This is a genomic window from Paraflavitalea sp., assembly GCF_059502485.1.
The window spans coordinates 1,264,626-1,278,415 of sequence record NZ_JCACET010000011.1 but is presented as its reverse complement, the minus strand read 5'-3'; the positions used below and the strand labels follow the sequence as shown (position 1 = coordinate 1,278,415).

At 48.2% G+C, this 13,790-nt stretch carries 10 protein-coding genes; 6 read left to right on the top strand and 4 right to left on the bottom strand.

Annotated features, from left to right (window positions below; translation table 11 throughout):
• Positions 1 to 14: 14 nt before the first annotated feature.
• A complete protein-coding gene (locus tag AC5JBY_RS32845; RefSeq protein ID WP_495908949.1) occupies positions 15 to 488 on the bottom strand; it encodes a 23S rRNA (pseudouridine(1915)-N(3))-methyltransferase RlmH in 474 nt (157 codons plus the stop codon).
• 53 nt (positions 489 to 541) lie between these two features.
• Positions 542 to 1,633 carry an AI-2E family transporter gene (locus AC5JBY_RS32840; protein ID WP_495908948.1) on the bottom strand — a complete coding sequence of 364 codons (1,092 nt, stop codon included), beginning with the start codon at positions 1,631 to 1,633 and terminating at the stop codon, positions 542 to 544.
• A gap of 104 nt (positions 1,634 to 1,737) precedes the next feature.
• Between AC5JBY_RS32840 and AC5JBY_RS32835 the strand changes: the two genes are divergently transcribed.
• On the top strand, positions 1,738 to 1,908 hold the full coding sequence (locus tag AC5JBY_RS32835) for a phosphatidate cytidylyltransferase (RefSeq protein ID WP_495908947.1): 171 nt from the start codon (positions 1,738 to 1,740) through the stop codon (positions 1,906 to 1,908).
• A 49-nt stretch (positions 1,909 to 1,957) separates the two neighbouring features.
• On the opposite strand, the gene AC5JBY_RS32830 is transcribed toward AC5JBY_RS32835, so the two are convergent.
• A complete protein-coding gene (locus tag AC5JBY_RS32830) occupies positions 1,958 to 3,475 on the bottom strand; it encodes a PA14 domain-containing protein (RefSeq protein WP_495908946.1) in 1,518 nt (505 codons plus the stop codon).
• A gap of 248 nt (positions 3,476 to 3,723) precedes the next feature.
• On the opposite strand from AC5JBY_RS32830, the gene AC5JBY_RS32825 reads away from it, so the two are divergent.
• From AC5JBY_RS32825 to AC5JBY_RS32810, 4 genes are all read left to right on the top strand, one after another.
• On the top strand, positions 3,724 to 4,113 hold the full coding sequence (locus tag AC5JBY_RS32825) for a hypothetical protein (RefSeq protein ID WP_495908945.1): 390 nt from the start codon (positions 3,724 to 3,726) through the stop codon (positions 4,111 to 4,113).
• 111 nt (positions 4,114 to 4,224) lie between these two features.
• Entirely contained in the window at positions 4,225 to 5,346 is a 1,122-nt protein-coding gene (locus AC5JBY_RS32820; RefSeq protein WP_495908944.1) for an efflux RND transporter periplasmic adaptor subunit, read from the top strand.
• A 37-nt stretch (positions 5,347 to 5,383) separates the two neighbouring features.
• Entirely contained in the window at positions 5,384 to 8,557 is a 3,174-nt protein-coding gene (locus AC5JBY_RS32815) for an efflux RND transporter permease subunit (RefSeq protein ID WP_495908943.1), read from the top strand.
• Between the two features lie 106 nt (positions 8,558 to 8,663).
• Positions 8,664 to 10,136, top strand: coding sequence for an efflux transporter outer membrane subunit (locus AC5JBY_RS32810; RefSeq protein WP_495908942.1), 1,473 nt, complete (start codon positions 8,664 to 8,666; stop codon positions 10,134 to 10,136).
• A 69-nt stretch (positions 10,137 to 10,205) separates the two neighbouring features.
• On the opposite strand, the gene AC5JBY_RS32805 is transcribed toward AC5JBY_RS32810, so the two are convergent.
• Complete coding sequence (locus tag AC5JBY_RS32805) at positions 10,206 to 11,336, bottom strand: Sb-PDE family phosphodiesterase (protein ID WP_495908941.1); 1,131 nt, start codon at positions 11,334 to 11,336, stop codon at positions 10,206 to 10,208.
• A gap of 189 nt (positions 11,337 to 11,525) precedes the next feature.
• On the opposite strand from AC5JBY_RS32805, the gene AC5JBY_RS32800 reads away from it, so the two are divergent.
• On the top strand, positions 11,526 to 13,304 hold the full coding sequence (locus AC5JBY_RS32800; protein WP_495908940.1) for a UvrD-helicase domain-containing protein: 1,779 nt from the start codon (positions 11,526 to 11,528) through the stop codon (positions 13,302 to 13,304).
• Positions 13,305 to 13,790: the final 486 nt, after the last annotated feature.

The following is a 13,790-nucleotide window of genomic DNA, read 5'->3' as shown; positions in this document are numbered from 1 at the left end:
TCGAAGGGATGCTTTTAGCTGTGATGATATTTTTCGTTGCGGATGATGGTGCAGGCCCGGTAAACCTGTTCGGCCAGTATGAGGCGCACCAGTTGGTGGGGGAAGACGAGGTCGGAGAGGGACCATGTATAGTTGGCTCTCTGTAATACGGGTTTGTCGATGCCATAGGCGCCTCCGATAAGGAATACCAGTTTTTTTGCGCTTTCGTTGGCCCTGGTTTGAATGAATTTGGCTAATCCTTCCGAGGTGAGGGCTTTTCCCCGCTCGTCCAACGCTACCAGGTAATCGCTGGGGTCGAGCCATTCGAGTATTATTTCTCCTTCTTTTTTCTTGAGGTCCATTTCGCTGAGCATGCCCGCGTTTTTGGGTACGGGTATGATGGTCCATTGTACCGGGTAGTATTTTGCAATACGACTGGTGAACTCTTCTATACCTGCATTTACATACGGCTCATTTTTTTTGCCTATTGACCAGAAATGGATTTTCATGGGGGTAAAAGTAATTATTAATTCGGCATTGGGCAGTCGGCAATGGATTGCTTTTACGCTTTGGCGCCTTTTCCTCCGCGGACTTTGGTTTTGTCTTTGCTGCCTTCGTCTCCGAGCAGGCGGCCCCAGGGTTTGAGGTCTTCGATGCGATCGAAAATGATCTTCAATATGGCAATGGCGGGAATGGACAGGAACATGCCTGAGATGCCACATAACAGCCCGCCGACGACCACGCCTACAATGGTCATGAGTGCATTGAGCTTCACTTTCGAGCCGACTATGTTTGGCATGATGATGTTGTTGTCGATGAACTGCACTACCAACAGCACTACCAATACCCAGATGGGTTCGGAGATATTGGTGGAAGTGGTGAGGGTAATGAGCATGCAGAAGATGGAGGCTATGAGCATGCCGATGTAGGGAAGGATATTCAATACGGCGGCGAATACTGCGAGGAAGATGGCGTACTTGATGCCCAGTATAAGAAATCCTATCGAGTTGATGACTGCTACGATGATAAACTCGATGAGAAGTCCGACCATATAGCTTTGTACTACCACTCTCGATTCGTTCAGGATGGTGGCTACTTCATTTTTTGGTGTTTTGCTGAATACATCGATGAAAAATTGTTTGATGAGTTGTCTGTAGTATAGTAAAAGGAATGTGTAGATGGGTAGCAAGGTAATGATGACAACAACGTTGCTGAGTGAGGAAAAGGTATTGCCAATAGCGCCCTGCCCGGAATCTTTCATGGAGGCTACGAGGTTATTGACCATATCCTGCTGCTCGCGGAAGGAGAAACCAAATCGTTGTTTGATCCAGCCTTGCAGGGTATTCAGGTGTACGTTGATTCCTTTCTTTATTTGATCGAAGTCGTTTAGAAAAGAGGCTATCTGGGAGGATAGAAAGTAGAGTACTCCTCCTGCAAAGAGCGCCGCTGCCAGCAAGGCTAACAAGATAGCTGGCACACGTGGCATTCCTTTTCGCTGGAGAAAGTTGCACACGGGCATCAGCAGGATGGCAATGAGCATGGACAGGGCGAAGGGCACTACCAGGTCGCTGCCGAAATAAATAAAGAGCGCAATGAGCGCTACCATGAGCAAGACCATGGTAAATCTGAAGTAAAAGGGTTGTTGTGTGGTCATGTGTAATTGTTTAGGCATCAGTTGGTTTGGACCTATGGGGTGTATGCCATCAATTCTTATGCCCGTGGCAATGGTTTTGCATGGGCATTGCTAAACTTCGATCTATGAACCGTATTATTTCCCTTTGCTTGTTATTATGGTGTATGGTTAGTCTGTCTTCCTGTGAAGTGATTGGCGGTATTTTTAAAGCCGGTGTGTGGACGGGTATCCTGATTGTGGCTGCCGTGGTGGGGCTACTGATCTGGATCATTGCCCGCATGGGCGGGAAAAAATAAAGCCACCGGTAAGACTACCGGCGGCTAAGTTATGATTGCACCTTATTCTTTATCTTATAATGACAGGTTGTTTGACCAATACATTTTCTTCGCCAATGATGCGGATGATGTATGATCCTGTTGCACTTCCGGGTATTCCTGACAGGTTCAGGAGTTGACGGCCGGCTGTCAATGTGCGTTGTTCTGATTTCAACACGCGTCCGTTCATGTCCACCAGTTCTACTACTGCGCGGTTGATCTTTTTGCTGCTTTCGATGTATACTTGTTTGTTCTCTACAATTGTTGGGTAGACACGTACTGCATCGGTTTGTTGCAGGGATACGGCTACAATCGATGAATATCTTATTGAACCATCTTTATCTACCATTGCCAACCTGTACCATGCCTTGCTGCTGTTCACGTTCTGGTCTGTGTAGGTGTAGGTTTGTACCTGGCTGCCTGTTTGGGCTGCTACTTTCGCGATGTTGCGGAAGTTTTGTGCGTCGTTGCTTTTCTGTACGATGAAGTGATCGAAGTTTACGGCGTCTGCTGTTTTCCAGTTCAATGCCACATCATTGTTGTTGATCACTTTTGCGTTCCAGTCGAGAATAGTAACAGGCAGTATTGCCAATTGGGTCATACTAAATGTCAGGCGGTTATCACCTCCGTTTTCGAAATACTCCAGCACAATGTCATACGTACCATTAAGGTTGTTGACTGTTTGTGAAGTAGAGTTGTAGGATTGTCCTGTCCACCTGGTGATGATCCAGCTTGCACCTCCATTGAGACTGAGGCGGTATCCGTCGTCAGCTCCTACTGTAAAGCTATAGCTACCTGTCAGTGTTGTACGTGTACGGAAACGTGCACTGAAGTTTTCTGTTGTGATGCTGCAATTGCTGGTCACAAAGGTACCGTTGGAAGAGCCCCAGTTTTCGTCAAAGTTCAGGCTTGTGCCATTGCCTCTGGTAATAAAACCTCTGTATTGATCGAAAAATACGCCCTGGTATAAATATCCGTTCCAGGTATTGTTGCCTCCGTAGGTTGTAGGGTTACCATCGCCTGTACAAATAGGTATTACGCTAAAGGATACGCGGTTGCCACCAAAGCGTTCATAGTATTCTATTACGATGTTGTAAGTTCCATTCAGGTGTGCTGAGTAGTCTGTAGTGGCATATCCATGATCGCCCCAGTTGCTGATTACCCAGGTGTTACCTCCATCTATGCTAAGGCGGTATCCATCATCACCTCCGATTGTGAACCGGTAGTTAGAGTCGGCAAATGTTTTGGTGAGTTTAAAACGAACGCTAAAAGTATCTGTCAAAATAGAACAACCGTTGGTTGCAAAGTTGGTTTGGTCACCGCCGAAGCTTTCATCAAAGGCAGGGTTGGTAGCGATGCCTTTGGTTACATATCCTTTATAGGTGTTGAAGTTAACGCCCTGGTATATGTATGCATTCCACACGTTGTTGGTGCCATAAGCGGTTTCATCTCCCTGAGGAGTGCAGGACTGGCCAAAACCAGTTGTTGCTGCGAGCACCAGGGCTGCGATGAAGAGAATACGTTTGGTCGAATTGTAAAAAGGGTACATGACTTTCGTTTTGAGTTCGACCGAATGATTTCCATCTGTGTGCCAAAATGCAGATTGATATAAATCAGTTACTTATGGATGTGCTCTGAAATGTTTTATTCCCACGGTGGGAAAATTATTATTAAAATGAGCCTTATTTGTCATAAGTCAAGCCTGCCAACCTATGTTCTTATTTATGCATCTAACCAAGTGTTAAAACTGGATTGAATATTTGATAAGGCAGTCTTTATCAGCTGTTAACCTTATTTTTGCGCGCGACGCTCGTTGTGAATATCAGAATTATCATACAATTAGTTATATGTGTCCTGCTGGGATACATGGCCAAGGCTGAAGGGCCGCGGTGGGACAAGGTGCGTATGGCTTCTGATCATCCGGCGGATTATACGCGGGTTCACTTACAGGTGGCTCCGGGACAGGATGAGCCTGTTAGTTTTGCAACCCAGCCTCCGAAGCATAAGCAACTGAAGGTGCGTACCCGGTTCAGGGCTGCTGCTTCTTACACTGTTTCTTCTACTCCTGCTACTGATAGCGGACGTTCTTTTGATCATGCTACGCTTGCTGAACCGCTTCAGGGCAGCAATAAGCATCGTATTCTTCCTTTTTATTACATTTTTCTCTTTCGGTTTACTCCTTTTTGATCGGTGATTCTTTATGGATCGTGGCGACACGATGATCTGATGGCTTTCATCGAACGATGAAAGCATTTGACGCTTTCTCTATGGCATCAAGCTAAAACCAATTTATAGTTTATGAAGATTGTACAATTAGCCTGTTTACTGGGCGCCTTGTATGTTACGGGCTGCACAGTAAAGGGAAACACGAACGCTAAACAAAAGGACGTGGAACTGCCGGTATTGCAACTGGGATACCGGGATACGTTGTTGCACCGGTCGTATGTAGCTACCATCAATGCTTTTCAGAATGTGGAGTTGCGTGCTAAAGCGGCTGGCTTTTTAGAGAAGATCCTGGTGGATGAGGGCCAGTTTGTAAAGAAAGGACAGGCTTTGTTCCAATTGAATGATGCTGAATTCAAGGTGCAGCTGTCTGAAGCTACGGCAGCTGTGGCGAGTGCCCGGGCTGAAGTAAAGGCTGCGGAGGTAGAGATGAACCGGGTAAAAACGTTGGTGACAAAGCATGTATTGTCTGCTTCCGAGCAGGAGCTTGCCAAGGCAAGGCTGGCAGCAGCGAGTGCCAAAGAGCAGGAGGCGCTGGCGCAACTGGAGAAGGCGCATATCAAGCTTTCTTATACCCTGATCAGGGCGCCTTTCAATGGTATTATCGACCGTATTCCGCATAGGATGGGTAGTCTTATTGCTGAAGGTACTTTGTTGACGACCGTCTCCGATATTCATGCGATGCATGCTTATTTCAATGTATCGGAGCATGAATATCTCAATTATGTAAAGAGTGGCCAATCGAATAGCCGGCTGGGGCAGACTGTGCATCTCGTGCTGGCTGATGGTTCGGATTATAGTCACGCCGGTAAGATCGAGACCATGGAGGGTGAGTTTGAGCGCTCCACCGGTTCTATCGCTTTCCGGGCCAGTTTTCCCAATCCTTCCAAGTTATTGAAGCATGGCGCAAGTGGTAAGGTGATGCTTACTGCTGCTGTTCCCAAAGCGCTGATGATCCCTCAACGTTCTGTATTCGAGATACAGGATAAAAACTATGTGTTTGTAGTGAATGACGACAATACTGTACGTATGAAGAGCTTTGTGCCTGATACACGGGTTGAGGATTTTATCCTGGTGAAGGAAGGGCTTAGTGATGAGGACAGGATCGTGTATGAGGGTGTGCAGAATATCAGGGAGGGGAATAAGGTAGTGCCGAGGTATATATCGATGGATAGTTTGTTGATGGCTACTGAGTAGAGACAAACGACAGTGTTACACTAAAATTTATTGAAGCATGCTTGAAATGTTTATCAGGCGACCGGTATTGTCGCTGGTGATCTCTTTGGTTATAGTTCTGCTGGGTGTGCTGGCTTTGTTCAGGTTGCCGGTGACCCAGTTTCCGGATATTGTTCCTCCTTCTGTTGTTGTGACGGCGAGTTATAATGGAGCGAATGCCGATGTGTGTGCAAAGGCGGTGTCTACGCCGCTGGAGCGCGCCATCAATGGTGTGCCGGGTATGACGTATATGAACTCGGTGAGCAGCAACAACGGTGTTACGTTGATTCAGGTGTTTTTTGAAGTGGGTACTGATCCCGATCAGGCTGCGGTGAATGTGCAGAACCGGGTGACTACTGTGCTGGATGAGTTGCCGGAGGAGGTGATCAAGGCTGGTGTTACGACCGAGAAGGAGGTAAACAGTATGCTGCTTTACCTGAACGTGATGAGTAAAGACAGTACTGCCGATGAAGAGTTTATTTACAATTTTACTGACATCAATATTCTACAGGAGCTGAAGCGTATCGATGGGGTGGGGTTTGTGGATATTATGGGTGCGCGTGATTATTCCATGCGGGTGTGGCTGAAGCCGGACAGGTTGCTTTCGTATAATATTTCTACGGAGGAGATCATTGCTGCTTTGCGTGCGCAGAATATAGAAGCGGCGCCGGGTGTGACTGGTGAAAACTCCGGCAAGGATAAGCAGGCGAAGCAATATGTATTGAAGTATACCGGTAAGTTCAACACGCCGGAAGAGTATAAGAATGTGGTGTTGCGCGCCGATCCTGACGGTTCTATTCTTCGTTTGAAGGACCTGGCTGACGTAGAGTTTGGTACTGTGAGTTATGATATGGTGTCTAAAACAGATGGGCGGCCTTCTGCTTCTATCATGATCAAGCAGCGGCCGGGTTCCAATGCACAGGAGGTGATCAGTACCATTAAGGAAAAGATGGAGGAGCTGGAGGCTACTACTTTTCCGCCGGGCATGGTGTATAATTATGCGTATGATGTGTCGCGCTTTCTCGATGCCAGTATTCATGAGGTGATGCGTACGCTGGTGGAGGCGTTTATTCTCGTGTTTATTGTGGTGTTTATCTTTTTGCAGGATTTCCGTTCTACGTTGATCCCCGCGCTGGCTGTGCCAGTGGCATTGATCGGTACGCTGGCTTTTATGCAGGTGCTGGGTTTTTCGATCAATATGCTTACGTTGTTTGCGCTGGTGCTGGCCATTGGTATTGTGGTGGACAATGCGATCGTAGTGGTGGAAGCGGTGCATGTGAAGATGAATCAGTTCCATATGTCTGCTACTGAAGCCACTGTTGCTGCGATGAAGGAGATCGGTAGTGCTATTGTTGCGATCACGCTCGTGATGTCGGCGGTATTTGTGCCCGTAGCTTTTTTATCGGGACCGGTGGGTGTGTTTTACCGGCAGTTTTCGCTGACGTTGGCCATGGCTATTGTGATCTCCGGCATCAATGCGCTGACGCTTACGCCGGCATTATGTGCGTTGTTGCTGAAGCATGCGCCTGAAGGTAGCCGGAAGAAGGGGTGGCTGCAACGGTTTTATGGTTCTTTCAACAAGGGGTATGACCGTACTGAAAGAGGATACGGAAGGATGGTACAATGGATGGCAGGCCGCAAACTGGTGACGGTATTGATGCTCGCTTTTTTCTGTGTGGCCATCTGGGTGAGTGGCAAGTTGCTGCCTACCGGTTTTATTCCTGCAGAGGACCAGGGTATGATCTATGTGAATGTGACCACTCCGCCGGGCTCCACGGTTGAGCGTACGGAAGCTGTACTGGATGATGTGCAGCAAGTGATTGGTAGTATAAAAAGTATTGAAAACATCAGCACGCTGGCTGGTTATAGCCTGATGAGTGATATTACCGGTGCTTCTTATGGCATGGCCATGATCAACCTGAAGGGTTGGGAGGAACGGGGGGAGACTGTTCCAGAACTGATCGCTATGCTGGAAAGCAAAACCAGTCATATTGCCGATGCGTCTATTGATTTCTTTGCACCGCCTACTGTGCCGGGCTTTGGTAATGCCGGTGGTTTTGAGCTTCGGTTGCTGAATAAGAACCGTAATACCGATCTGAGTGAAACGGCGAAGGTGTCTGATAACTTTCTTACTGCTTTGAAGAACAATCCTGCTATTGCTGGTGCGTTCACCAGTTTTGATCCCAACTTTCCTCAGTATGTGATTCATGTGGATCAGGAGATGGCTGCCAAGCAGGGCGTAACCATCGATAATGCCATGGGTACGCTGCAAACTTTGCTGGGGAGTTACTATGCTACCAACTTCATCCGGTTTGGCCAAATGTATAAGGTGATGTTGCAGGCGTTGCCGGAGTACCGCGCCAATCCTGAAGATGTATTGAAGTTGTTTGTGAAGAATAATAAGGGGGAGATGGTGCCTTATTCCAATTTCATCCGGATGGAAAAGGTGTTTGGTCCTGAGCAGATCACCCGGTATAATATGTATACGGCTGCCATGATCAATGGTGATGCTGCTCCGGGGTATACCAGTGGGCAAGCTATTGCCGCCATCGAGCAAGCTGCCGACAGTGTGTTGCCGCGGGGATATAGTTTCGAGTGGAGTGGCATGACGCGGGAGCAAATTCTTTCGGGTAACCAGGCGGTCTATATTTTCATCATTTGTTTATTGTTTGTTTATCTGTTGCTGGCCGCGCAGTATGAAAGTTTCCTGTTGCCGCTGGTAGTGCTGTTGTCGTTGCCTGCCGGTATTGCCGGGGCTTTTGGCTTGCTGCTTGCTGCAGGATTAGAGAATAATATTTATGCACAGGTGGCGCTGGTCATGCTCATCGGCCTGCTTGGTAAGAATGCCATTCTTGTGGTTGAGTTTGCGCTGCAACGACAGAAGGAGGGCTTGTCGCCACTGGCTGCTGCGCGGGAAGGGGCTGTGTCGCGGCTGCGTCCTATTCTCATGACTTCCTTTGCTTTTATTGCTGGTCTGATACCGCTGTGTATTGCTGATGGTGCGGGTGCTATGGGCAACCGTTCGATTGGTAATGCAGCGGCTGGTGGCATGCTCACGGGTACGCTGCTGGGTATTTTTCTTATTCCTGGCTTGTATGTGTTGTTTGCTTCGAAGAGGAAAAAGAAAATCAAGGTGGTTTCTGTGGAGGCAAGGCCTGAGCAAGACCTTGAGCCTGACCAGGTGGTGGGGTAACTCAATCTATGACAAAGCCAGAGGCTTTGAAATAGGCGTCACCAGCCAGAGGCTGGCGACTGAGAGAGAGGTGAAAACGAGTACTCTTATTAAACTGTAGAATGACATGAAACAAAAACTAAGACGATTTAATTTTATATATCTCTTTGCGATAGTCGTGTGTGTACTGACTGCCGGTTGTAAGGTGATGGCGCCTGCGCCGATGCCTGTGGTTAAAGCAATGCCTGAAGGGTACAGCCGGCAGGATTCCGTACGGGTTGCGGATTCGCTGCAGGCGGCAGCACCTCTATCGTTCCGGCATTTGTTTCCGGATCAGCATCTTATTGCTTTTATCGATTCTGCCATGTTGCATAATAATGACCTGCAGATTGCGCTGCAACGGGTGATGATGGCTGAGGCGCGGCTGGTTGCGCGACGAGGAGCTTTGTTTCCATCGCTGGATGGCGTGGTGAGTGGCAGTGCCGACCGCTATGGTGATTATACATTGAATGGGGTGGGTAATTTCGATACGAACCTTTCGCCCAATATCGATAAGGACCAGCATATTCCGGTGAGCCCAACTACCGATGTGTTTGTGGGCTTGCGGAGTAATTGGGAGATCGATGTATGGGGCAAGTTGAAGAGTTTGAAGAAAGCGGCGCTGGCTGAAGTGCTGGCTACGCGTGAGGCAAGGCAGTTTGTAATTACCAATCTTGTTGGCAGGCTTGCCCAGGGCTACTATGAACTGGTGGCGCTGGATAATGAGCTGGCTATCGTGCGCAAGAATGTGCACCTGCAAGGGGAAGCGCTGGAGATCGTGAAGGCGCAGAAGGAAGGGGGAAGGGCTACTGAGCTAGCCGTGCAGCAGTTTGCTGCTCAATTGCTCAATACGCAGGCAATCGAGTATACGTTATCGCAGGAGCGCATTGGTGTTGAGAATGCTTTGAATGCACTGGCTGGTAATTATCCGGAATCTATTGTGCGTGATACCAGCTTGTCGGGCGCGTTGTCTTCTGTATCTATTCAAGTGGGTGTGCCTGCTTCGCTATTGTCGAACAGGCCTGATATACGGCAATATGAATGGCAGCTACAGGCTGCGCAGGAGAATGTGCGTGCTGCGCGGAAGGCTTTCCTGCCTTCGCTGGTGATCAGTCCATATATAGGGTTGAATGCTTTCACGCCCGGGTTGCTTTTTAATGGTGGTTCGGCTGCTTATGGATTGCTCGGGGGCATTACGGCCCCTGTTTTCCGGCAGGGTGAGTTGAAGGCGAGTTATGCCGTGGCCAATGCTGCCAATTGTGAAGCGGTTTATTTGTATCAGCAGTCATTGCTGGATGCGTATAGCGAAGTGCTTACGAATATGCATGCTGTACAGAATTTTAAGCAATCTTCGGTGTTGAAGGATCAGGAGGTAAAGCAATTGCAGGAGGCGGTGGTAACAGCGCGTGACCTATATCTTTCAGGCTATGCGTCTTATCTTGAAGTGATCACAGCGCAGAAGAATGTGCTGGAGGCTGAATTGCAACTGACGCGTCAGCAGCGTGATATTTTTGTGGCGCAGGTGTTGTTGTACCGGTCGTTGGGAGGAGGGTGGAAGTAGAAAGTAAGAAGTAAGAGGTAAGAAGAGCTGACTCGCTGGTTGCAGCGTGTCAGCTCTGTTCTTTTATTGTTATTGTGTGATCGATGTTGCCTGCAGGGTAACAGCGGGGTGGCTGTTGGGGGAGTGGATGGCATTGAGTACTTCGAAGTTGAGGTCAATGCTGCTGAGCTTGTCTTTTGTTTTTACCTGTAGTTTTGTTTTTTCTCCTGCTTTCAATGTAATGATATCCGAGTTTTCTGCGAAGGTGTATTTCGACCTGTTCTGCAAGGTGAATGTAGCGCTGGTGAGGTTTTCTATTTCGAGCTCTAATACGCTTGTTTTGGGCAGGTATTTGGCGCTCGTAATTTTCAAAGACTCTTTTATCAACGGGATGAGGTATTCATCGCGTCCGATGAGGAGGTCTTTAAAGAATGCCACTGTTCTTCTGTTCTCCAATCCTTCTTTGATGCCTTCGATCGTTGGCTCTTTTGCAAATACCAGTGTGATGGGGCGGTGGCCTCCCTGTGGTACGCCGAAGGTCCAGTCGATGAGTTTGTGTACATCGCTGGTGCCCATGATGGTGAGGTTATTGTCTAATGCTATTTGGAGTGCTTCATCTGAATAGCTGCCATCGTTCACGACTTCTATTCCGTCGAGGAGCTTTTCTTTGATCAGCAATTTGTGCATGGGGGTGAGGGTGGATATACCGTCGGGGCGCTGAGCCACCCACATCGGATGGTTCCAGAAGGTGAAGGCTTTTTGTCTTTTTGCTTCGCGAAATACTGCTACTGAATCATCGACGAGCATTTTGTTGGCATCTTCTATGAAGATGGCGTTGTTGTGGCCGGGCGGCATTTTGCGGGTGATCTCTGAGCCGCGTATGATAAGGAGGTTGTGGTTTTTTGCTTCTTTGATCGCCAACTCGTAAGAGCGGTTGCGGTCGGGGTGGGGGATATCGGCTTTGTGGGGCTGGTATTCGAGGTGTTCGGTGAGGGAGATGGCATCGAGTCCATCCATGAGCGCTTCTGCCACGCGTATGTCGGGCCAAACGGCGCCATCGGAAAAAACGGTGTGCATGTGGAGGTCGCACTTCATGACTTTGTATCCTGGCACGTTGGGGAATTTGAGGCTACGTGACAGCTTGTGGCTGTGGTCCTCTTCTGTTTGTGCAAATGTTGCAGTACTTATGATGCAAAGAATAAGTGTGGTGAGCTTATGCATGCCTGGTTGATTTTGGGGTCAAAGGTTATTGTAATTTATAAAAAAGGTGTATTAATTAAATATGAACCTTCCTGTTTTTATTGTTGCGTTTTTTTGCGGGTGGATGTATGGTGTTAAGGACAATTTCGCAACAACCTGTTGCGAAATTTGATGGATGAGGTACTTTTGCGGGATTATTTAATGTGTAGTATGCAATTGACTGCGGAACAGAAGGCTATTGTTGAATCGACGGGTGATATCAGGATCAATGCGGTGGCGGGGTCGGGAAAAACGACGACGATCATCGAGTATGCGCGTGCCCGTCCGGGAAGCCGTATACTGTACCTTGCTTTTAATAAGGCTGTGAAGCTGGAAGCTGCAAGGAAGTTCGAGGCATTGAAGCTGAGTCATGTGACCGTGGAGACGGCGCATTCGCTGGCTTATAAGCATGTGGTGTTCCGGCATCAGTATAAGGTGCGGGCGCAGGGGTTCAAGACGCCGGAGATCGTTTCCTTCCTGGGACTGAAGGGAAGTGGTGAGCGTCATGCGGAATATATTCTGGCTAATCATATCAACCGGTTCGTGGCTTATTTCTGCAATAGTGATAAGCTGCGTGTGCAGGACTTGAACTACCTCGATATTGTAACGGACAAGCAAGCGGCGAAGTTTGTGAAATCTTATTATGAACAGATAGAGCTTCATACGCGACGTTTGCTGGCGAAGATGGATAAAGGGGAGATCGAGGTGATCCATGATTTTTACCTGAAGAAGTTTCAGCTGATGGCGCCGCGGTTATCGTATGATGTGATCTTGTTTGATGAGGGGCAGGATGCTTCGGCTGCGATGCTGGACGTATTTTTCAAGCAGCCGGCCACCAAGGTGATCGTGGGTGATACGCATCAGCAGATCTATGGCTGGCGGTTTGCGGTGAACTCATTGGAGAAAGCGTCGTTCAAGACTTATCAATTGTCTACCAGTTTCCGGTTTGGTCAGGATATTGCCGATCTGGCCATGCGGGTGCTTGCGTATAAAGAGCTGATCGATCTGGATGTTGATGTAAGTATAAAAGGAAAGGGAGATACAAAAGCGGTGAAGTCGAAGGCTGTGGTGGCGAGGAGCAACCTGGGGTTGTTGTTGATGGCGATCGGGCTGGTACGTGAGGGGAAGTTGAAGCGTATCTATTTTGAGGGGAATATCAATTCTTACATGTATGCTGATGAGGGTACTTCTTTGTATGATGTGCTCAATCTGTATAACGATAACCGTTCGCTGATACGGGATAACCTGATCTCGGGCATGAAGGATATGAAGGACCTGGAGGATTATATCGGTAAGACGGAGGATATGCAATTGTCGATGATGGTGGACGTGGTGAAGGAGTATGGTGATGAAATACCAGCTATGTTGAAGCAGCTGCGTGATAAGCATGTGGGGGATGGAGATAAAGGTAAAGCCGACATGGTGTTTTCGACCGTGCATCGTTGCAAGGGGATCGAGTATGATGAGGTGCAACTGGCTGATGATTTTATTACGGAGCTGCGATTGAAAAAGCTGAAGGAAGAGAAGGATAAAAAGGAAGTGAACCAGGCAAGGCTGAATGAGGAGATCAACTTGCTGTATGTGGCGGTGACGCGGGCAAAGAAGGTGTTGTACATGCCGGGTAACCTGATGCCTGAAGGTGTGAAGTTTACAAGCTCTGTTAAGCCGCTGCCGCTTAATAAAATGCCTAAGTCTGCTGGTGGGTCAGCTATACCAAAGGGCAAACTGCATGCAGGCAAAGGAACTGCTACTGCAGGGGTCAAGCGTTCTTTCCAGCATGACAGGGCGCAGGATGACGCGCGGGGTACTTACCGGGCATGGTCGAATGACCTGGATGATGAGCTGACGATTATGTATGGGGATGGGGTGGACCTGGGGGAACTGGCCGAGCATTTCGGGCGTACAAAAGGGGCTGTTCAAATGCGTATCCGAAAGCTGGGATTGGAGTGAGGAGAGGGCGGCAATGGAGAAGTATTAAAAATGGATTCTGTGGGTAGTTTTTAGTTGGAAATCTTCGGAAAATAGTGTAAATTGCTGATAGTCAGTTGCTGAGGCCGAATTTGGGGTCGAGTATTGAGTCAAAGGACCTCCTTCTGAAGGAGTTAGTATAAGTTTTTAAGGGTCTATTATGCTGTTTATCATATCTATACATAACATCTGCAAATATTATAACCGCTACTAGTCTGCATTTGAGTGATGTTCTCTTGCCTCTGTCTTGCTATTATCTTGCTATTGCCTTGCTTTCGTCTTGCCTTCAGATAACTTGATCCTGCCTTGATCTGGGGGGCATCTCATCTTTATCTCCGGGGGAGTTTATTAGGAAAGGGGGCGCCTGGAGCGGCCGTTTGTCCTGGAGAAGGGGGTAAGCCTGACTGCCGGGCCGGTCGAAAGTGGCGACATTGACTTCCTGCCAAAACGGGCCTGAATTTTTTTTGG

Bases quoted from the DNA above. Each gene is read 5' to 3' on its own strand.
- AC5JBY_RS32845 (WP_495908949.1), bottom strand. From the start codon at position 488: ATGAAAATCCATTTCTGGTCAATAGGCAAAAAAAATGAGCCGTATGTA.
- AC5JBY_RS32840 (WP_495908948.1), bottom strand. From the start codon at position 1,633: ATGACCACACAACAACCCTTTTACTTCAGATTTACCATGGTCTTGCTC.
- AC5JBY_RS32835 (WP_495908947.1), top strand. From the start codon at position 1,738: ATGAACCGTATTATTTCCCTTTGCTTGTTATTATGGTGTATGGTTAGT.
- AC5JBY_RS32830 (WP_495908946.1), bottom strand. From the start codon at position 3,475: ATGTACCCTTTTTACAATTCGACCAAACGTATTCTCTTCATCGCAGCC.
- AC5JBY_RS32820 (WP_495908944.1), top strand. From the start codon at position 4,225: ATGAAGATTGTACAATTAGCCTGTTTACTGGGCGCCTTGTATGTTACG.
- AC5JBY_RS32815 (WP_495908943.1), top strand. From the start codon at position 5,384: ATGCTTGAAATGTTTATCAGGCGACCGGTATTGTCGCTGGTGATCTCT.
- AC5JBY_RS32810 (WP_495908942.1), top strand. From the start codon at position 8,664: ATGAAACAAAAACTAAGACGATTTAATTTTATATATCTCTTTGCGATA.
- AC5JBY_RS32805 (WP_495908941.1), bottom strand. From the start codon at position 11,336: ATGCATAAGCTCACCACACTTATTCTTTGCATCATAAGTACTGCAACA.
- AC5JBY_RS32800 (WP_495908940.1), top strand. From the start codon at position 11,526: ATGCAATTGACTGCGGAACAGAAGGCTATTGTTGAATCGACGGGTGAT.